Raw genomic sequence first — 17913 nt, 5'->3', positions numbered from 1 at the left:
GGGCGCTCCGGGCCGGCGTACCCCGGACCTGACCGGAAAGCACGCGGCTCCTACTTCTACGACACCGGGCTGTACCGCATCCATGGATCCGGCCACTTCGCGCCCGTCCCCCGGGCCGGCCCCCGCGGCCCCCGGTGCGATGGGTGCCCGATAGCGCCCGTATAGCCCCGCTCACCAGGCTGGCCGCTGTTCGAACCGGCTTGCGAGACCGGTGGGCCGCCGAGGCACCGCCCTCGCTGGACAGGGGTGAGGAAGTGAGCCAACAGCGTTTCCCGGCCGGGGCCGCCGACATCCGGCTGGGCGTTCCGGAGGACGTCGACGAGCGCGGCCCGGCCGTGCTGTCGAGCGCCGAGCGCAACCGGGTCCGCCTGCTGCGCGACCGGGCCGCGGCCTCCTGCACGGCCGCCCACGTCGGGCTGCGGCGGATCCTGGGCGGCTACCTCGGCGTCGAGGCCGGGGAGGTGCGGCCGGGCCGCACCCTCTGCCCGGAGTGCGCCGACCCGGCCCACGGCCCGCCCGCCGTGGTCTGGCCCGCCACCCGGCTGACCTTCAACCTCTCCCGCGCGGACGGCTTCTGGCTGCTCGGCGTGAGCGAGGACCGCCCGCTCGGCGTCGACCTGGAGGCCGAGCCCCGGATCGACCCCGAGCTGACCGCCCCGACCGTCACCGCCGTCGCCTCCCCGAACACCCACGACTGGAGCTGACCCCCCGCACCACCACCGGAAACACCGCGGCCCCCGGGAACCCCCTCCGGGGGCCGCGCCCGTTGCTCCGCTCCCGCCGGTCGGCGGCCCGGGGGCGGGGGCGGAGGCGGGGGCGCGGCGGGCCGGCGACGGGTCAGGGGCGCAGGGCCCGGTCGACCAGGGGTCCGGCCGCGCCGAGGTAGTCCTCGGGGCGGCAGAGCGCCGCCAGTGCTTCCGGGGTGAACAGCTCCTTCAGTTCGGGGAGTCCGGCGAGGACGTCGGCGAGCTCCCGGCCGGTGTCCGCGGCGGTCGCGGCGGCCCGGGAGGACAGCGCGCGGGCGGCCGCCCGGCCGAGCAGGGGGGCGAGGACGGCGGAGACGCGTTCGGAGACGATCTGACTACCGGTCAGGGCGAGGTTCGCCGCCATCCGTTCGGGCCGCACCTGCAGGCCGTCGGCGAGCTCCACGGCGGTGTGCGCGGCGCCGCCGGTCAGCCGGAGGGCCTCGCGCAGCAGCTGCCACTCGGCGTGCCAGACGCCGCCGGAGCGCTCGTCCTCGGTGACCAGGCACTGCGTCAGACCGGCCGCGATGACCGGGACCTGGAGCGCGGCGCTGCGGATCAGCGTCGAGTGCACCGGGTTCTGCTTGTGCGGCATGGCCGAGGAGGCGCCGCGCCCGGCCACCGGCCGCTCGCCGACTTCGCCGATCTCGGTCCGGGTCAGGACCTGCACGTCGACCGCGATCTTCCCGAGCGCCCCGGTGGTGAAGGCGAGCGCGGCGGCCAGGTCGGCGAGCGGGGTCCGCAGCGCGTGCCAGGGCAGGACCGGCCGGGCCAGGCCGGTCTCGGCGGCGAAGGCGTCGACCAGGCGCTCCAGGTAGGCGGCCGGGTCGTCGGCGGTCGCCGGGTCGGCCGCGAGGGCGTTCTCCAGGTACCCGGCCAGGGTGCCGGCCGCGCCGCCCAGCGAGACCGGCAGGCCGCTCCGCTCGACCAGCGCCAGCCGGTGGTCGGCGTCCAGCACCAACTGCCGCCATCCGGCGGCCTTCAGGCCGAAGGTGGTCGGCACGGCCTGGAGGGCGAGGGTGCGCCCGGCCATCGGGGTGGAACGGTGCGCCGCGGCCAGGGCGGCGAGCGCCCCGGCCACCCGTGCCAGGTCCGCCCGGATGATCCGCAGCGCGCGGGACGCGACCAGCATCGCCCCGGTGTCCAGGATGTCCTGGCTGGTCGAGCCGGAGTGGACGTACTCCGCCGCCTCCGGGTGCTCGGCCGCCACCAGCTCGGTCAGCGCCCGGACCAGGCCGACCACGGGGTTGGCGGTCTCCCGGGAGGCCAGGGCGAGCGCCCGGACGTCGAAGTTCTCGACCCGGGCGAGGGCGGTGATCGCCTCGGCCGCCGGGCCCGGCACCACACCGAGTCCGGCCTGCGTCCGGGCCAGCGCCGCCTCGGCGTCCAGCATCGCCTGGAGCCAGGCGCGGTCGCCGACGGCGGCCTCCACCGGGGTGCCGGCCCGGACCGGCGAGAGCAGTCCGGTGTCCGCCTCCGCCTCGGCCTCCGCTCCCGCCTCGGCCTCCGCTCCTGCCCGGGCCTCCGCTCCTGCCCGGGCCTCCGCTCCTGCCCGGGTCTCCGCTCCCGCCCGGGCCTCCGCTTCCGCCCGGGCCTCCGTTCCCGCCTCGGACGGCACGGTCTCGGATGTCACGCGCTGGCTCCTATCCTGTCGGCTTCCCGGTGCCCCGCGGGCCGGAGCGCAAGTATGGCGCGGGCGATCGCGTCCGAGTCGCCCAGGGTCACGGAGTCCACCCCGGGACGGATGCCGGCGGCCGTGACCCAGTGCACGCCCTCGGTGGGCACGCCGTAGGCGAACCGGCGCGGGTGCACCCGTCCTCCGGCGTCGACCACCCGGTACGGGCGGGCGGTCACGTGCAGCCCCCCGGTCTCGTGGCCGCCGGTGCCCGGCACCCGGTAGGGGGCGGCCTGGCCGGTGTCCAGCAGGTGCCGCAGCAGCGGGTCGGCGGTCCGGCGCAGGTCGGGTTCGGGCAGCCTGGCCTCGATCAGCACCGTGGCCAGGACCGGCGGCCCCGGCACCCGGCCGGAGCGGGCGACGAAGGCCCGCCGGCCGGCGTCGATGCTCACCGTGGTCCCGGGGCCGGTGAGTTCGAGCACGCCCGCCTCGATCAGCGCGATCATCTGCTCGATCCGGGAGGCCGGCGGGCCGATCGACAGGAACGCGTTCAGCGGGGTGTACCAGCGCTCCAGGTCGTCGCGGTGCGAGTCGCCGTCCAGGCCGCCGTGGTCGACGGCGATCCGGATCTCGTTGCGCAGGTCGCGCAGCACGTCCAGCGCCGCCTTCAGCGGGCCCCGGAGGTTGCCCGTCCGGGCCTCCGACAGGTCCTGGGAGAGGTACTCCAGCAGCCAGGACCGGAACTCCGCCCGGTCGCCGAACTCCCGGTCCGCGTACGGCTGGGACAGCCGCTCCCAGTCCCAGTGGTCCGCCCGGTCGATGCCGTACGCGTGCAGCAGTTCGGCCCGCCGCTCCGGCAGTTCGGCCGCCAGGTAGAGCTCGGTGAACGGCTCCCGGTCGGCCGCGCGGTCGCGGGCGTCCAGCAGCGCCCCGTAGTACACGCCCTCCACCTCGCGGGCGATCAGCGGCCACAGGTCGCGGCGGAAGTCGAGCGGGATGCCGCGCCGGCGGAGCTCGTTGACGTGCTCGGAGGTGAGCAACTGGGGGAAGTGGCGTCCGTAGGGGCCCTTCTGGTTCTCGCCGCGGGCCTGGTAGGGCACGCCGCGCCGCGAACTCGCGTACAGCACCGGCTCCTTGCCGCAGGCGCGGTAGACGAGGCGGCCGTCCTCGCGGGTGAAGGCGCCGCCCCGGCCCTCGGTCAGCAGCGCGAGGTGGTCGAAGAAGTTCAGCCCGAGGCCGCGCAGCAGGACGTGCTCACCCGGCCGCACGGTGCTCAGGTCGGCGTCGGCCGGGTTGCCCGGCGGGAAGTAGCCCAGCCCCAGCGCCGCCGCCGAGTCGGCCAGCCGCCGCTCCTCCGTGCCGAGCACGGTTTGTACGTGCCCCGTGGCCAGCACCACCGCGTCCAGGGCGCCGACCGTGCTGCCGTCCGCCAGCCGGACCTGCTGCGTCTCCCCACCGGTGAGGGCGACGGCCCGGGAGCGGTGCACCCGGACCGCGACGTGCCGCGGGGCGCGCTCGACCAGCCGCTGGAACACGGCCCGCAGGTAGGCGCCGTAGAAGGCCCGGGTGGGGTAGGAGTCCGGGCCCAACGCGGCTGCCTCGGCGAGCACTTCGGGCTCGGCCCCGGAGAGCGACCGGGCCCACTCGTACAGGCTCGGTCCGGGCTCGACCGGGCCGTCGATCCGCACGCTGTCGTCGGTGAACACGCTGACCTGGGAGGCCACGGTGTTCATCAGCAGGTGCCGTGACTGGTCGGTGCGCCAGACCGCGCCCGCCCCCGGCGGGTCCGGGTCGATCAGGTGCACGGTCAGCGGGCGCCGGGACGGGGCGGCCCGCTCGTTGGCGCAGAGCCGTTCCAGCACGGACAGGGCGCGGGGGCCGGCGCCCACCAGGGCCACTCGCATACGGGTCCTCGTCATGTCCGGCGTCACCACGCCCGGCCGGCCGGTACGGCGCGGTCCGCCTCGGGTCCGGTGCGGGGCGCTCCGAGGACCGTCCGGCGATCCGGGTGGACTTCCGGCTCCGCCGGAGTCGTGCAGATGTTCCCCATCAGGGGCTCCCTCTTGTCCTTGTGTACCTGCTGCGGAAATCTTGCAAGGTGCGGGTGGAGAGGGTGTGCCGTCAACCGTGTTTGGTCCAGACCTTTTGGAGTATGGCCAGCTGGCTGCTCCTCCGTCAATGTGGCCTCGAACTCCCTTGCCCGAAAGGGCATTTGACGTGCTCGAACGGTGGGCGGCCGCCGAGCCGCAGCCCGTTGGGGCAACGCGGCCGACGCAGCGCCACCGCGGGTGCGGGGGGTCGCTGCGGCAAGGGGGAACCACGGGCCGAGACACCACGGACCGGACCGGGCCGGGCCGGGGCAGGTCGGGCCGGGTCGCGGGGGCGCCGGTCGGTGCTGTCACGAGCCCGGCGTCGACCGCAGTCCTTGGACCGACGGTCTGCGCGGCGTACCTGCAGGTCGCAGCCGTGCTCGGGAGGCCAGCCGAGGAGTACGGCAGGGCACTGGGCCGCATCCGCTAGGCTGTCATCGGTCCGCCCTTGTCACCAGAGACTTCTGTTCCGGTTTTCTGGCAACATTCTCGGCAGGCCCCGCCTCAGTAGCTCAGGGGATAGAGCACGGCTCTCCTAAAGCCGGTGTCGCAGGTTCGATTCCTGTCTGGGGCACAGCGAGCCCAGAAGCCCCCCGCCCACCCGGCCGGGGGCTTCTGCGCGCCCGGCGTCCGTTCGCCGTCGGCGGCGCCTTTCCCGCCGTCCGAGCCGGAGCCCGCCGTCCCCGCCCCGCCCGACGCCCTCACGAGTTCAGCCCGAGCGGTCCTTCCCCCGCCGCATCTCGGTGTCCAAGTACGCCTGCACCGGCGGGAACAAGCCGTACGGCACGAACATGGCGATCTGCCCGTGAGTGATCCACGCCAGCTCGGCCAGCTCCTCGGTGTCGACCACCGCGGCGGTGCCTTCCACCACCTCGCAGGCGGCGTACGACATCCGGCGCCCGGTCTTCGGATGCACGCGCTCCCCGAGCACCCGGGTGGCCTGCACCGTCAGGCCGACCTCTTCCGCGGTCTCGCGGACAGCAGCCGCCTCCGGCGATTCGCCGGCCTCGATCTCACCGGCCGGGAACTGCCACGACAACTCGCCTTCCTCCACCCGGCGCTGCACCATCAGGACGCGACCGTCCCGCACGATGACGGCGGCGGCAATACCTGGTCTGTCGGTCTGCTCAGCCATGCTGCGGCTCCTCCACGGCGGCCAGGACGGGCCGGAAGATCGTACCGACCAACGTCCGGCGGACGGCCGCCGCCTGCGGAGATCGTTTATTCGCGGACAGGAATATTTCCGCGCCTCCGTGGACCGGGCCGCCCGAGCTGCGTAGCGTCGATCATGTCCGGCCCAACCAGGGCCACGCGCAAGGGGGTTCACCATGGCGGACAAGCCTGGGCTCACGCGGCTCACCACCACGGGCAGCGGGTCCGGTGAGTGCGGCCAGAACGACTGCCCGAACGTCTACGCCACGGACCGGGGTTCGTTCGTCGTGCAGGGGGACGTGTTCGACGGCTTCGCGCCGCCCGAGGGAGAGGGCCTGGTCGAAATCCCCGAGAGCGTGCTGCGGGAGGCCGTTCGTGTTCTTGGATGGTGAGGAGTGGCAGGCCAAGTTCCGCGACTTCCGTTCGGAGGCGTGGCGGCTTGAGACCCTGCCCGAGTACCGAATGCCGCAAGAAGCCGAAGAATTCCAGCGATTCCTCTCGGGTGAGCGCTTCGCCGGCCCCTTCGAGGACTACTGGACGGGGCTGATCCGCGGCCACCGGGAGAACGGGAGGACGCTCGGGCGGGTCCACGTCGTCTCCCGCCCCCTGTCGGACTACCTGCGGTTCGAATTCCAGCGCTACTACGCGCACAGCGCCCGAGCCGGCGAAGAGATCCGCATCCTCGACGTGACGGGACGGGAGAATCCGCTCGAAGGGGTCCAGGACTACTGGTTCTTCGACCGGGAGGCCGTGGTCCTGATGAACTACGAGCCGGACGGACGACAGATCAGCCGCGAGGTCTACGAGGGCGACCTCGCGCCGTTCGTCGAGTACCAGCGGATCGCGGTCGCCGAATCGGTTCCGTTCGTGGAGTACGTGAGCGGGCTTGACATTTGAGCCGACGGATCTGGGTCGGAGCAAGGCGGACCTGGCAGAGACACTGCGAACACTGCGGAGGCAGGCCGGTCTGAGCGGCGACCGGCTCGCTCTGCGCTGCGGCATGTCGCAGTCGAAAATCAGCAAGATCGAGACCGGCAGGGCAACGCCCTCACTGGTCGACGTGGAGCGCATCCTGCGCGCGCTGAACGCGCCGTCATCGCTGGTGGCGGAGATCGTGGCGCTGGCGAGGATCGCGAACACCGAATGGCAGGACGCCCGGAACCTCCGCCGGAAGGGGCTGGACAAGAAGCAGGCCGAACTGGCGGAACTCGAGAAGTCGGCACGTGAATTCAGGTTCTTCCTGCTCTCGATGATCACGGGCCTGCTCTCGACCCCTGACTACGTCAAGGCCACGCTGGCCCACATTCCCGGCGACCACAGCAGAACCATTGCCAGGAAACTGGACCGGCAGGCGGTCCTTTACGACCGGTCGAAATCCTTCACGTTCGTCCTGACCGAGCAGGCCGTCAGGTGGCCGATCCTCCGACCGGCCGCCATGGCGGTCCAGATCGACCACCTGGCGTCGCTGAGCCGTCTGCCGAGTGTCCGGCTCGGTGTGATCCCGATCGGCGGGTACCTTCCCAGTTGCCCGCTGAACACTTTCACGGTCTATGACAGCAGGATGGCCACGGTGGAGGTTTCGACCGGCGCCATGGTGTTTCGGGATCCACGCGATGTGCGGAGTTATCTCGACGAATTTACCGGTTACGAGCGCTGCGCACTGTTCGGCGACGAGGCAAGGGCCAGGCTGTCCGAGTGGTCGGACATGTGCCGTGGAGATCTTTAGTCGCGGGCGGGAATGTCGTTGATTACCGCGCCGGAATTCTCCTAGCCTGACTGCCGTTCGGACGCCGGTACCGGACCTGATGACCCAGTCCCGGCGCACCGCCGTGCGGGGACGGCTTCCCCGCAGGATCGAACGGGAAGGCAGCACCGTGAGCGACCTGTACGAGCTGGAGATCCCGCCCGGGCTGACCGCCTTCAAGGCGTGCGGCGGCAACCAGCAGTCGGACCACGAGACGTGCCCGACGCTGACGGAGGTGCCCGGGGTGGCCGGGGGCCTGTGGGTGGTGGGCGACACCAAGCGGCCCGACCTGCAACTGAGGTTCAGCACCGCCGAATTGGCGGCAGCCGGCATCGACCCGGACCGCTTCGACACCGCCGTCTGACACACGCAGCGGACGGGCGGGCCTTCGTTCCCGACGCAACCGGGAGCGAGGACCCGCCCCCGATCAGGGTAGGCGCGCATGGACCACCGGGTAAGGCCCGCACCGCACTGGCACGGCTACACGTGGACGGGCAGCAAACGCCCCGAGGACAGGGACCGGCGGCCCCCCGAACCGCAGAACGGCCGGCGGCCGGTGTGGCCGAGCCCCGTCCCGCCGCTGGAGGTCATGCACTGGCTGGCCAAACCGGCGGACCACATCAGGCTAACGACCCACGACCCGGCCGAAGTCCTGAACTGGCTCGGCAGGCAACTCGCCGACACCCCCGCCCTGGACACCGACCTCCCCCCGGCCGTCCGACTGCAACACGCCCGGACCTTCCTCGCCGCCCACCCCCACGACACGATCTGGACCTACTGGACCCCGGGCCGACAACTCCGCACCGTGGCCGCCGTCTCCTGCCCCCGCACCCCCGCCGGCCCCACCAGCGAGACACCCCCACCATGCCCTGTCCGGTTGCACTCACCTGAGGGAAGGGAAGGGGCGTTGCCGGACCTGGCGGGACGTCACACGCTCGGGTAGTGGCCCGCCTTGACGCTGGCGACGAAGGTCTGCCAGGTGCGGGCGGTGAAGGCGAGGCGGGGGCCGTCGGGGTCCTTGGAGTCGCGGACGGTGCCGGGGTGCTGTCAGATACCTCGACCCGCCATCAGCTCGGGCAGCTCCGGTACCCGGGTTGCCTTCCGCTGGAGGAAGAACACCTTGTGGCCGCGTCGGTCGGCCACGCGCAGCAGATCCCACCCTTGCGCCTGCTGGTAGTACCGGGAGAGCTGTTCCTGGCCGGTACCGCGGCGTACCCAGGTGAGCCCCAGGCCGGCGGCCCGGTCCAAGGACCACCAGGCGATCAGCCGGCCGAGGCGGTGCGGGTTCGGCCGGGTGAATGTCGTGGCCAGGAACAGGGTGGGCTCGGCCTGCTCGTCCTCGGTGAACGCCCATGGTGGCAAGGACTCGTTCCCGAAGTGCGAAGTGCAGCCGACCACGCCGTCCGTTTCGTGCTCCAGCACCCACACGGGGAAGTCGGGGTTCCCGGCTTGTGATCCGTACTCCTCGGCCATGTCCGCGCACTCGCCGAGTCCACGCTCCGACAGCCAGGCCGACCTGGCGCGCACCATGTCCGCGATCGGGCCCGCGTCCGCGATCGTGGCCTCGCGCATCTGATACATGCTCTTCTCCTTCCGGCGCACCCGGAGCGCAGCCTATGGGGCGATGAGAGATCAACTCTCGTGGTCAGCCGGGGTGTCGGGGACTCAGCGCCGGACCAGGGCGGAGTCGGCCAGCAGGACGAACACCACCTCGTGGTCACCGGCCCGGACGGCCCCGGTCTCCAGCCGGTCGGCCGTCGAGGACAGCGCGTCCGCGTCCAGTAGGCCGGCCTCGAACAGCGGCGAGCCGTCGGTCAGGATCCTTCTGATGCGGGGAACCCCGTGGATCCGCATCGCGGCGGTGATGATGTGCTGGAAGTTTTCGGTGACGGGCGGGTGCGCGACCTGCCGGGGCAGTCCCGTACGGTCGATGCTCTCGCGCAGGACGGCCTTGTTCCGGCGCCACTCCAGGGGGAGCCATTCGCAGTACCTGACCAGGGCGGGGTCGGTGAGCGGGTGCACGGGCCACAGGCCCCGGCGCAGGAACTCCGGCCCGCACACGGCCTTCGCCATGAGTGCTGTCTCGGGCACGACGGAGGCCGGAGTGATCGCGGTGTCGATGTCCTCGATGGCGGCGACGGCGACCGGGCCCAGCCAGGACGGTACTTCGGTGGGCTCGAAGCCTCCCCAGCCGCCCTCGTCCTCGGCGGAGGTGGTGGCCATCAACTCGTCGCCCCCGATGCCGGTGAACACGGCCTTGACGTCGTTCTCCGCGAACCGGTCGGAGAGGGCGCCGAGGGCGTCGGTGTAGATGTCCGTGGTCGGCGAGGTCCCCGCGGACCGGCTGAACCTCGACGCCGGGCCGTACGGAAGATGGGCCAGGGCATCGACGGTGATGCCCGACCAGCCGCCCGCGAGGTACTCCAGGATGAGCCTGCGCCGTTCGGTCTGCTGGGTGCCCCGCTCGCCGTCGAGGATGACCGTCCCGGCGGTCACTCCGGCCCCTTGGCGCGCTGTCTGCATGGCCAGTGCCACAACGGTGGAGTCCATGCCGCCGGACAGCTGGACGGCCGTCCTGGAGCCTTCCCAAGGGGCTTTGGTGACGGCCAGGTCCAGGAGGTCCCGGAACAGCGGCAACGGGTCGGCGCCCTCTCGCAGCAGACGGGCGCGGGTGTGTTCGGCCGGCTCGGGGAACCGGATTCCGAGCAGGCCGCCCTCCACGAAGCGGGCGGTTGCCCGTTCGGTCAGGAGGCGGATGTCCTGCCAGAAGGTGGCCGCCGAGTACCGGGTGCGCAGAGCGAGGTGTCGGGTGACGGCCAGTTGGTCGAGCCGATCGGAGTTCTGGTAGTCCCGCAGGTCCAAGAGGTCCCATGCGCCGTGGAGGACTCCGTTGGCGGCCACGAGGTACTGGGGCGCGGTGCACGCGGTCCCGGTTCTGACGCGGACGGTGCCGCCCGGGGTCGTCTCGATCGTGGTCCAGTCGTCGTGGCTCCCGTGGATCTCATCGAGCCTCCTGCGGTACATGCCGGGGCTCACCGTGACGACCTCGGGCCGCGCCGCTGAGGTGTCGGTCGTCTGTTTGGCGCGGGAGACGAGCACGGTGCGGATGCCGTCGGTCATGGCGGTCTGCTCGGTCAGCTCGTGCCGGTAGGGCTTGGCCCAGGACGAGCCGCACCGCCACTGGTCGGCGGCCCACTCCCAGGCCCGTTCCGGGGTGATGTCGTCGTGGGTGATGCGCAGCCGGAACATGCTGGTCCGTCCTTCGCGGGGTTCGAGGTGGAGGGCGCGGCCGGCCGCAGCATCGAGGCTGTGGCCGGCCGGAAGGACGTCAGACCGCGGTGGTGTCGTACGTCTGGACGGAGTCGCTGGACCCGGCGATCTTCTTGTACGAGTACCGGTCGGTGGTGTCCAGGACCTCGTAGGCGGGCTCGTCGCCGAAGATCCGGCTGGACGCCTCCAGGAGGCCCTTCTCGGTCAAGATGTTCATCGTTCCTGTCCCTTCCAATCGGGTACCGGTGGGTGCGACCGACGGAGTGCTGGTTCTTGTCGGCGGCTGGACCAGGAAACCGTCGAACGCCCACATGCGGTAACTGCCTGGCCGTGATCGCGAGTTGAAAGACTTGAATCCCGGGGAAAGGCAGTCCCATGTCGGTGAAGTCGAGTCAGAACACTTGCTTGGCAGGGCTCCTGGACGAGCTGGGGTGGAAGCACAGCCAGTTCGCACGGGCGATCAACAGTGCGGGCACCCGAGGTGGGATGCGCCTGCGATACGACGAGTCGTCGGTGAGCCACTGGCTGAACGACGGTACGGTGCCCCGCCGGAAGACCCGGGATCTGATCCTGGTCGTCCTGGGACGGGCTCTCGGGCGGCCGGTCACTGCGGCCGACGCCGGGTTCGCCAGTACGGCGGTGGCCGGCGCGGAACCCGATACCCTGACAGGACTTGCTGAGCTGGGGAGGGCCGACATGGACCCGTCGCGCCGTGCGGTACTGGGAGCCGCCAGCCTCTATTCAGCGGCCGTGGCCATCCCCGGCTGGCAGGACGCCGTCGGCCGGTTCAAGGCGATCAGGACGAATCCGCATGCGCGGATCGGGATGCGCGAGGTCGAGGCCGTCGCCGCCATGACCGAACAGGTCAGCAGCCTGGACGACCAGTTCGGCGGACGGTTCGCCAGACCCATGGCGGCGGCCTTCCTGGTCAACACCATCGTGCCCTGTCTCCAGGCCGAGGCCACCGACGAGGTCAGGACGGCGATGCTCTCGGCCGCCGCCGACCACTGCTACCTGACCGGCTACATGGCCATGGACGAGCGCTTGGACGGCCTGGCCGACCAGTACTACACCAAGGCCCTGGAACTCTCGGCCGCCGCCGGTGACCAGCTCGCCTTCTGCACCACCCTGCGGGGGATGAGCGTCATGCACGGCGACCTCGGCAACGGCACACTGTCCCTCCGGCTGGCCGACGCCGCGTCCGCAGCCTCTCCCCATGCCGGACCGCGCATGCGGGCTTTCCTGGCAGGTCAGCAGGCTCACGCAGCGGCCATCACCGGTGACCGCGCCACCGCCCTCCACCAGGTCGCCGAAGCCGAGACCGCGATGGAGAAGGCCGAGTCCCAAGCCAAGGCGTTCGGCTCGTACGACCCCTCGGCGCTGCACTACCACGTTTCCCAAGTCCGTTACGAGCTTGGCGACTTGAGTGGCGCCATCGGGTCGATGCAGGAGTCCCACCGGATCCGTGAGCCGATCTACCGGCGTACCCGGGTCCGATACGGAGCGATGCTGGCCGAGCGGAAGTTCGAGGCAGGACGGATCGAGGAGGCCTGTGCCGACTGGCACCGAGTGCTGGACGACTACCCCATGGTCCAGTCCGCCAGATGTCAGGACCGCATCGACTCCATGGTCACCATGACCTCACCACTCCAGCGGAACAGCCACGTCCGTGAGTTGCGACAGCGCGCCGCTGAACTCTCCCGAGCCTGATGCCACGGCGTGGCCGGCTCTTCGAGAGCACGAAACTGAGCCCAGGTGATCTACGCGGTCCTCACCGGCATCCTCCTGGAGGCCGCCAAGCCGGCCGGTCACTGGAGGAGACCTTGCTTGAAGCCGCCAGGCGCCGGCTGCCGCCGGGTGCTGTTACGCGTAGTAGGAGGCGTAGGCGGCGGTCTGCCGGGCCACCGAGAAATCCTCGAAGTCGCCCGCTTCCTCGCACGCGAGCAGGCGTCGGAGCGCGGCCCGAGCCGGTGCGGACCGGTCGGCTGCCAAGTGGTCCTTGGCGGCGGTCAGTCCGCCGCCGCAGAGCAGGTGGATCTCGATCGACGCGTCGGCGTCCATGCCGGCGGTCTTGGCCTGCCAGATGAGCAGGACGTCGTCGGGTACGGCGGCGGTGAAGAGCTGGACGCAGCACAGTTTCATCAGCGCCGTGTCGCCCCGGCCCTGGGCGCGGCGTTCGGCGTCGGTCTGCTCCCGCAGGAGCTGACGGACTTCGTCGAGCTGCCCGGTGTCGGGGTGCAGCCCGTACCGCTGCAGCCACTCGTCTTCGTCCACTGCGCCGTCCTCACTCGAACACGCCCGGCAACTCGATCACAGCCGGGGCCGTGACGTGAAGGCCCCGGCGGGAACTCAGCCGGGGCCTTGTTGGAGCTGATGGGACATCATGCGTGGGGGTAGTGGCCTGCCTTGACGCTGGCGACGAAGGTCTGCCAGGTGTGGGCGGTGAAGGTGAGGCGGGGGCCGTCGGGGTCCTTGGAGTCGCGGACGGTGCCGGGGTTGGCGTCGTCCACCTCGATGCACTCGCCGCCGTCACCGCCGCTGTAGGACGACTTGCGCCACATGGAGGTGCTGAGGCCGGTCGCTTCACTCATGTGCGTATTCCTCCGCCGCCGATCTGACCAGGGCCAGGGACGTCTCCGGCGACAGTGCGACGGCCCTGGCTAGATCGTACGACCTCTGGCAACGGGCGACTATGGCCGGATCGTCGAGCAACTGACCTGAGTACGGGCCCTCGACGTACGCCACCGGTGGGGCTTCCGCGAACGTCATCAGGAAGAGCGACCCTGTTGCCATGGCATGTGCTCCCGCACTGAACGGCAGTACCTGGAGCAGGAGTTGGCCGTCCTCCGCCAGCGTCGTGAGGTGGCGTAGCTGATCGGCCATCACGCGACCGCCACCGACGGGCATCCGGATCACCGCCTCGTGAAGGATCACCCACAACAGGGGTGCTGTTGGGCCGGCCAGGATGCGCGCCCGTTCGAGCCTGGCCGTCACCGTGTCGTCCACTGCTTCGGCCGACGCGAACGGCTTTGCCGCACGAACGACGGCCCGCGCGTAGTCGGCTGTCTGCAACAGCCCCGTCACCAGCGTCGGGGCATAGTGGGAGATCGTCTCGGCCTGGGATTCGAGCTCAGCAGCCCGAGCGAAGTGCGCGGCGTGCCGGGTGCGGGCCACCATCGGGTAGAGGCGGGTGAAATGGCCCCCGGTGCCCAGTGCCGCGTCGAGTCGCCCCGAGAGGTCCGCCTGTGGTTTCCGGACCGCGACCTCGATCTGCCCGATGTACGCGCCCGAGCAGAAGACCAGTTCGCCCAGCCCGCTCTGGGACAGCCCCTTCTCCTCGCGGAGCCTGCGGACCTCCGCCCCGTAGAAGGCGCTGGGGGAGGAGGCAGGGGCGAGGTTCTTTCCGCTGACCATCCGTCATGTCCCCGTTCCGGCAGTGCCCTTGCTGGGATGTGGCCCCTGTTCAGGGTAGCGACGGATGCCGACGCTGATGGGGAGAACCGGGCAGTCGAGAGTACGGAGCGACGATGGCGGAGCTGGAGCAGGAGACGGCACGGTTGCGTGCCCACCGGGCGGAGGCGGAGGAGGCGGCGGATGCCGTGGAGACGGCGTGGCGGCTCGCGGGGCTGCCGTCCGAGCCCGGGGTGATGCCGGTGACGAGGGGGAGCGGGCTGGTCGCGGGGGCCCACGTCTCGCTCGGGGGGTGCAGCGCGGCCACGGCCCGGGTGCTGGCCGAGGTGCTCACGGAGTGCGCCCGGCTGACGGGGCGGTTGGTCGACGGGCGGTCGCGGCGGGTGCTGGCCCGGGTGTTCGCCGACTGCGGGGTGCGGCCGGTGTCGTCGGGCGACGGGGTGTACGTGGTGGCGAAGGGGCTGACCGCGTGAGCGGCGAGCGGTGGGAGCCCCGGGAGGGGCAGTCGGCGCACGATCGGCGTTCGGGCGAGGACGTGCGGGTGATGGCGGTGCACGCCTGCGGGGTGTTCGTCCGGAGTCTGCGGGACGGGCGGGAGAGCGTCACCACGCTGGGCGAACTCGTTCCGCCGGAGCGGGTGGCGGAGGAGTCGTGACGGAGCCTGCCGTCCGGGCCTGGGAGGCGGCCTCCCGGCTGGTGGAACTGCTCGACGTGGAGGTCAGGATGGCGGAGGAGGGCGAGGGCATCCGCATCTTCCTCGAACTGCCGCCCCACCGCAGGGAGACCAACCACCTCGAAGTGCTCTCGGTCCTGCAGGCCGCCGACCGCTTCGGCCACCGCCGGAGGTCCGGCCAGGAGCAGCTGTGGGCCGTCTACCGGAGCCTCCCCGAACGGTGAGCGGCCGTCAGGGGCAGCGGTCAGCGGCAGCGGTCGGCGGGCGGGGAGACGGGGACGCAGGGCTGGTGGGTGTCGATCAGGATGCGGCCCAGGGGGTCCGGGTGGCCCGGGTGGCCCGGGTGGTCCGGGCGGCCCGGGGGGTCGTCGGGGGCGGTGTCGGCGGGGAGTTCGGCCCAGACGACCTTGCCGTCGGGGGCGGTGCGGTAGTAGCCCCAGCGGGAGGAGAGGGTGTCGACCAGGTGGAGGCCGCGGCCGCCGGTGGCGTCGGGGCCGGCTTCGCGGGGGCGGGGCGGGTGCGGGTCCCGGTCGCCGACCTGGACCAGGAGGTGGTCGCGGTCGAGGACCAGGGAGAGGGTGAAGCCGTGCGGGCCGCCGCGGGCCCGGACCGCGTTGGTGGCGAGTTCGGAGACCACCAGCCGGGCGGCGTCGGAGAGTTCGACCCGGGCGTGCCAGCAGTGCAGGACCTGGGCGGTGTGGCGGCGGGCCCCGGAGACCGACTCCGGGGTGCTGTCGAGCGTCAGCAGGCTGAGCTGTGGACGGCTGCGGGGCATCGCGGACCTCCGGGGGCTGTGGCACGGGCACGGGCACCCGCCGACGACAGGAGACGGCCCGCACGGTCCAGACTCCGACGGTGCGCCACCGGCCCGCCACGGTCGGAAGTCCCCTGGCGGAGGGCACTTTCGGCCGTGGCGGGCCGGTCGGAGGTGAGGGGGAGGGCGGCCGGGGTCAGCCGCGGCGGGGCTCCCAGCGCAGCAGGCGGCGGGAGAGCATCGCGGCGGCGGCCAGCCAGGCGGCGAGCAGCAGCAGCGAGGGGCCGGCCGCCGTCCAGCCGTGCAGCAGGTCGAGTTCCCGGAGCGGGCCGCCGGCCCAGGTCTCGGCGCCGAACTCGCGGCCGAACCAGGCGGTGCGCAGCCCCCGGATCACGGGGGAGAGCGGCAGGGCCCCGGCCGGTCCCTGCAGCCAGCCGGGCAGGCCGGCGACGGGGGTGAACACGCCCGCGCCGAACATGCACAGCACCAGGACGGGCGTGGCCACCAGCGGCGCCGACTCGGCGGACGGCGTCACTCCCGACAAGGCCACCGCCAGCACCGAGAACAGCAGGTAGCCGCCGAGCAGGGTGAGCAGCAGCAGCGCCGGGTCGGCCGGCAGCGGCGCGCCGAACCAGACCACCGCGACGCCGCCCAGCACCAGCGCCTGGATCAGCACCACCACGCCGCCCGCGCCCAGTTGCCCGGCGAAGATCGCGCTCGGCGGGCACTCGGTGCCGCGCAGCCGCTTGAGCACCAGCTCCTCGCGGCGCGACACCACGCTGCCCAGCAGGTTGACGAACGAGGTCACCAGGGCCAGCCCGAGCAGCCCGACCGCCACGTACCCGGCGGCGTTCACCCCGCCGATCTCCTTGTCGCGCAGCGGCGCCGCGATCACCAGGTTGAGCAGCACCGGCAGCAGGAACCCGATGAAGGTGGAGCGCCGGTTGCGCCAGAACACCTTCCAGTCCAGCGCGAACTGGCCCTTGGCGTACGTGAACCAGCTCATCGGGACGCTCCCAGGGGGGTGGGGGAGGGGACAGCGGCGGTGGCGAGGTCGAGGAAGACGTCCTCCAGCGAGCCGGTGCGCACCTCCAGGCCGTCCAGTTCGACGCCCCGGTCCGCCGCCCAGGCGTGCAGCGCGGCCAGCGCGGGCGCCGAGCGGGGCACCCGGTAGACCGCCCGGCCGCCGGTCAACGACGGTGCGGTGCCGAGCAGTTCGGGCAGCGCGGCGAGTTCGCGGCCGGGCGGCAGCGGCAGGCTGATCAGGTCGCCGCGGCCGGACAGCACCTCGGCGACGGTGCCCGCGGCGGCGATCGTGCCGCGGTCCATGATGGCGACCCGGTCGGCCAACTGCTGGGCCTCCTCCAGGTAGTGGGTGGTCAGCACCACCGTGGTGCCGGCCGCCCGCAGCTCCTCGACCAGGTGCCAGGTGGAGCGCCGGGCCTCCGGGTCCATGCCGGTGGTCGGCTCGTCCAGGAACAGCAGCTCCGGGTCGTTCAGCACGGCCAGCGCCAGGTCCAGGCGGCGGCGTTCGCCGCCGGACAGCTGGGAGACCCGGGTGCCGGCCTTCGGCTCCAGCGCGACCCTCGCCAGCACCTCGGCGGTCGGCCGGGCCCCGCTGGTGAAGGCGCGCCAGCAGTCGACGGTCTCCTTGACCGTCAACTCCTTGAAGAACCCGCCCTCCTGGAGCATCGTCCCGGTACGCCGGCGCACCTGCGGGCCCGCCGTGAACGGGTCCAGGCCGAGCACCCGGACCCGGCCGGAGGTCGGCGGGTGGTAGCCCTCCAGCACCTCCAGGGTGGTGGTCTTGCCCGCACCGTTGGTGCCGAGCAGGGCGAAGAGTTCGCCGCGGGCGATCGAGAAGGAGATGCCGCGCACCGCCTCGTAATCGCCGTAACTGCGCCGCAGATCCACTACCTCCACGGCCGGGGAATTCTCGGAAAGAGGTGTCATGCATGCAGCGTGACGGGTGCGGGCGGGGAACGGCAAGTAGCGCATCGATGCAGGTCAGAACATGTGCAAAATGTCATCTCGGGCGGTGACATTTACGCCCCGCGGAATCTGACATCTCCTACTGCACGGACTTTCGGAACTCGGTCATAGTTGAGACATCGCCGAGAGCGGAACCGGAGAAAAGCGAAACCGGGAAAGCGGGCGGCGAGAAAAAGGGTAAACCGGGGCGGCCGGTCCGAGAAGCGGGCCGGCGCCGCGAAACCGAGGGAGATTCCCATGGCGCAGAACGAGATCAACAAGGACGAGCAGTTCGACATCGAGGTCGAGGAGCTGGACACCGTCAACGGCGGCGTCTCCGTCTCCTCCCTGCTCTCCGCCGCCTGCCCGGTGTCGAGCTTCAGCTCGGTGTCGAACTCCGTCGCCGAGGTCGCGGCCGAGTAATTCGGGACCTGTGCGGGGGTGGTCCGCTCTCCGGCGGCCCACCCCCGCACCCCGCTCCGGCACCGGG

Annotated in this window: 22 protein-coding genes, 1 tRNA gene and 1 pseudogene; 11 read left to right on the top strand and 13 right to left on the bottom strand. The window is 71.9% G+C overall.

The genetic code is table 11. From position 1 onward, the window contains the following. The first annotated feature begins 254 nt into the window (after positions 1–254). Positions 255–704 (top strand): 4'-phosphopantetheinyl transferase superfamily protein, encoded by a 450-nt coding sequence (locus tag IH44_RS0109780; protein WP_051816721.1) that lies wholly within the window; start codon positions 255–257, stop codon positions 702–704. Between the two features lie 133 nt (positions 705–837). On the opposite strand, the gene pcaB is transcribed toward IH44_RS0109780, so the two are convergent. Both pcaB and IH44_RS0109770 read right to left on the bottom strand, forming a co-directional pair. Beyond that, entirely contained in the window at positions 838–2376 is a 1539-nt protein-coding gene (pcaB, locus tag IH44_RS0109775) for a 3-carboxy-cis,cis-muconate cycloisomerase (RefSeq protein WP_369794924.1), read from the bottom strand. Beyond that, positions 2373–4277 (bottom strand): FAD/NAD(P)-binding protein, encoded by a 1905-nt coding sequence (locus IH44_RS0109770; RefSeq protein WP_030459054.1) that lies wholly within the window; start codon positions 4275–4277, stop codon positions 2373–2375. The genes pcaB and IH44_RS0109770 overlap by 4 nt, the downstream gene beginning before the upstream one ends. Positions 4278–4949: 672 nt before the next feature. Here IH44_RS0109770 and IH44_RS0109765 point away from each other — a divergent pair. After that, positions 4950–5022, top strand: a tRNA-Arg gene (locus IH44_RS0109765). Between the two features lie 135 nt (positions 5023–5157). Here the strand turns inward: IH44_RS0109765 and IH44_RS0109760 are convergent. Further along, on the bottom strand, positions 5158–5583 hold the full coding sequence (locus IH44_RS0109760) for an NUDIX hydrolase (protein WP_030459053.1): 426 nt from the start codon (positions 5581–5583) through the stop codon (positions 5158–5160). A 193-nt stretch (positions 5584–5776) separates the two neighbouring features. Between IH44_RS0109760 and IH44_RS0109755 the strand changes: the two genes are divergently transcribed. From IH44_RS0109755 to IH44_RS0109740, 4 genes are all read left to right on the top strand, one after another. Continuing rightward, positions 5777–5992, top strand: a complete 216-nt coding sequence (locus IH44_RS0109755; protein WP_030459052.1) for a hypothetical protein — start codon at positions 5777–5779, stop codon at positions 5990–5992. After that, positions 5976–6497: a DUF6879 family protein gene (locus IH44_RS0109750; RefSeq protein ID WP_030459051.1), complete on the top strand. Its 522-nt coding sequence runs from the start codon at positions 5976–5978 to the stop codon at positions 6495–6497. The genes IH44_RS0109755 and IH44_RS0109750 overlap by 17 nt, the downstream gene beginning before the upstream one ends. Continuing rightward, entirely contained in the window at positions 6487–7326 is an 840-nt protein-coding gene (locus IH44_RS0109745) for a helix-turn-helix transcriptional regulator (protein ID WP_030459050.1), read from the top strand. The genes IH44_RS0109750 and IH44_RS0109745 overlap by 11 nt, the downstream gene beginning before the upstream one ends. A gap of 148 nt (positions 7327–7474) precedes the next feature. Beyond that, entirely contained in the window at positions 7475–7708 is a 234-nt protein-coding gene (locus IH44_RS0109740; RefSeq protein ID WP_030459049.1) for a hypothetical protein, read from the top strand. 563 nt (positions 7709–8271) lie between these two features. On the opposite strand, the pseudogene IH44_RS47825 reads toward IH44_RS0109740, so the two are convergent. The 4 genes and pseudogenes from IH44_RS47825 to IH44_RS46390 all read right to left on the bottom strand — a co-directional run. Beyond that, positions 8272–8367, bottom strand: a pseudogene (locus IH44_RS47825) (DUF397 domain-containing protein); the annotation flags it as partial. Positions 8368–8391: 24 nt separating this feature from the next. Further along, the gene (locus IH44_RS0109730) at positions 8392–8925 is read right to left on the bottom strand and encodes a hypothetical protein (protein WP_030459047.1); all 534 of its coding nucleotides are present in this window, start codon (positions 8923–8925) and stop codon (positions 8392–8394) included. An 84-nt stretch (positions 8926–9009) separates the two neighbouring features. After that, positions 9010–10593 (bottom strand): asparagine synthase-related protein, encoded by a 1584-nt coding sequence (locus tag IH44_RS0109725; RefSeq protein ID WP_030459046.1) that lies wholly within the window; start codon positions 10591–10593, stop codon positions 9010–9012. A 79-nt stretch (positions 10594–10672) separates the two neighbouring features. Continuing rightward, on the bottom strand, positions 10673–10831 hold the full coding sequence (locus IH44_RS46390) for a hypothetical protein (RefSeq protein WP_157852242.1): 159 nt from the start codon (positions 10829–10831) through the stop codon (positions 10673–10675). A 158-nt stretch (positions 10832–10989) separates the two neighbouring features. Between IH44_RS46390 and IH44_RS0109715 the strand changes: the two genes are divergently transcribed. After that, positions 10990–12324, top strand: a complete 1335-nt coding sequence (locus IH44_RS0109715) for a transcriptional regulator (protein ID WP_030459045.1) — start codon at positions 10990–10992, stop codon at positions 12322–12324. Between the two features lie 153 nt (positions 12325–12477). On the opposite strand, the gene IH44_RS0109710 is transcribed toward IH44_RS0109715, so the two are convergent. The 3 genes from IH44_RS0109710 to IH44_RS0109700 all read right to left on the bottom strand — a co-directional run bounded on the left by IH44_RS0109710 (position 12478) and on the right by IH44_RS0109700 (position 14028). Next, positions 12478–12888, bottom strand: coding sequence for a hypothetical protein (locus IH44_RS0109710; RefSeq protein ID WP_030459044.1), 411 nt, complete (start codon positions 12886–12888; stop codon positions 12478–12480). 107 nt (positions 12889–12995) lie between these two features. Beyond that, entirely contained in the window at positions 12996–13205 is a 210-nt protein-coding gene (locus tag IH44_RS0109705) for a DUF397 domain-containing protein (RefSeq protein ID WP_030459043.1), read from the bottom strand. Next, on the bottom strand, positions 13198–14028 hold the full coding sequence (locus IH44_RS0109700; protein WP_030459042.1) for a helix-turn-helix transcriptional regulator: 831 nt from the start codon (positions 14026–14028) through the stop codon (positions 13198–13200). Before IH44_RS0109700 ends, IH44_RS0109705 begins: the two co-directional genes overlap by 8 nt. Before the next feature lie 113 nt (positions 14029–14141). Between IH44_RS0109700 and IH44_RS0109695 the strand changes: the two genes are divergently transcribed. From IH44_RS0109695 to IH44_RS0109685, 3 genes are read left to right on the top strand one after another with little or no spacing between them, the layout of a single operon-like run. Continuing rightward, positions 14142–14498, top strand: a complete 357-nt coding sequence (locus tag IH44_RS0109695) for a hypothetical protein (RefSeq protein ID WP_030459041.1) — start codon at positions 14142–14144, stop codon at positions 14496–14498. Then, on the top strand, positions 14495–14680 hold the full coding sequence (locus IH44_RS0109690) for a hypothetical protein (protein ID WP_030459040.1): 186 nt from the start codon (positions 14495–14497) through the stop codon (positions 14678–14680). Before IH44_RS0109695 ends, IH44_RS0109690 begins: the two co-directional genes overlap by 4 nt. Beyond that, a complete protein-coding gene (locus IH44_RS0109685) occupies positions 14677–14922 on the top strand; it encodes a hypothetical protein (protein ID WP_030459039.1) in 246 nt (81 codons plus the stop codon). The genes IH44_RS0109690 and IH44_RS0109685 overlap by 4 nt, the downstream gene beginning before the upstream one ends. Positions 14923–14942: 20 nt before the next feature. On the opposite strand, the gene IH44_RS0109680 is transcribed toward IH44_RS0109685, so the two are convergent. From IH44_RS0109680 to IH44_RS0109670, 3 genes are all read right to left on the bottom strand, one after another. After that, on the bottom strand, positions 14943–15473 hold the full coding sequence (locus tag IH44_RS0109680; protein ID WP_051816719.1) for an ATP-binding protein: 531 nt from the start codon (positions 15471–15473) through the stop codon (positions 14943–14945). Between the two features lie 175 nt (positions 15474–15648). Further along, on the bottom strand, positions 15649–16458 hold the full coding sequence (locus tag IH44_RS0109675; RefSeq protein WP_030459037.1) for an ABC transporter permease: 810 nt from the start codon (positions 16456–16458) through the stop codon (positions 15649–15651). Continuing rightward, positions 16455–17405: an ABC transporter ATP-binding protein gene (locus tag IH44_RS0109670; RefSeq protein WP_030459036.1), complete on the bottom strand. Its 951-nt coding sequence runs from the start codon at positions 17403–17405 to the stop codon at positions 16455–16457. The genes IH44_RS0109675 and IH44_RS0109670 overlap by 4 nt, the downstream gene beginning before the upstream one ends. Positions 17406–17681: 276 nt before the next feature. Here IH44_RS0109670 and IH44_RS46385 point away from each other — a divergent pair, with 276 nt between their 5' ends. Then, positions 17682–17846: a hypothetical protein gene (locus IH44_RS46385; protein WP_157852240.1), complete on the top strand. Its 165-nt coding sequence runs from the start codon at positions 17682–17684 to the stop codon at positions 17844–17846. Positions 17847–17913 lie beyond the last annotated feature (67 nt).

The organism is Kitasatospora sp. NRRL B-11411, from assembly GCF_000721345.1.
Lineage (GTDB): Bacteria > Actinomycetota > Actinomycetes > Streptomycetales > Streptomycetaceae > Kitasatospora > Kitasatospora cineracea.
The sequence above is the reverse complement of the archived record's forward strand: the minus strand, read 5'-3'. Positions and strand labels throughout refer to the sequence as shown.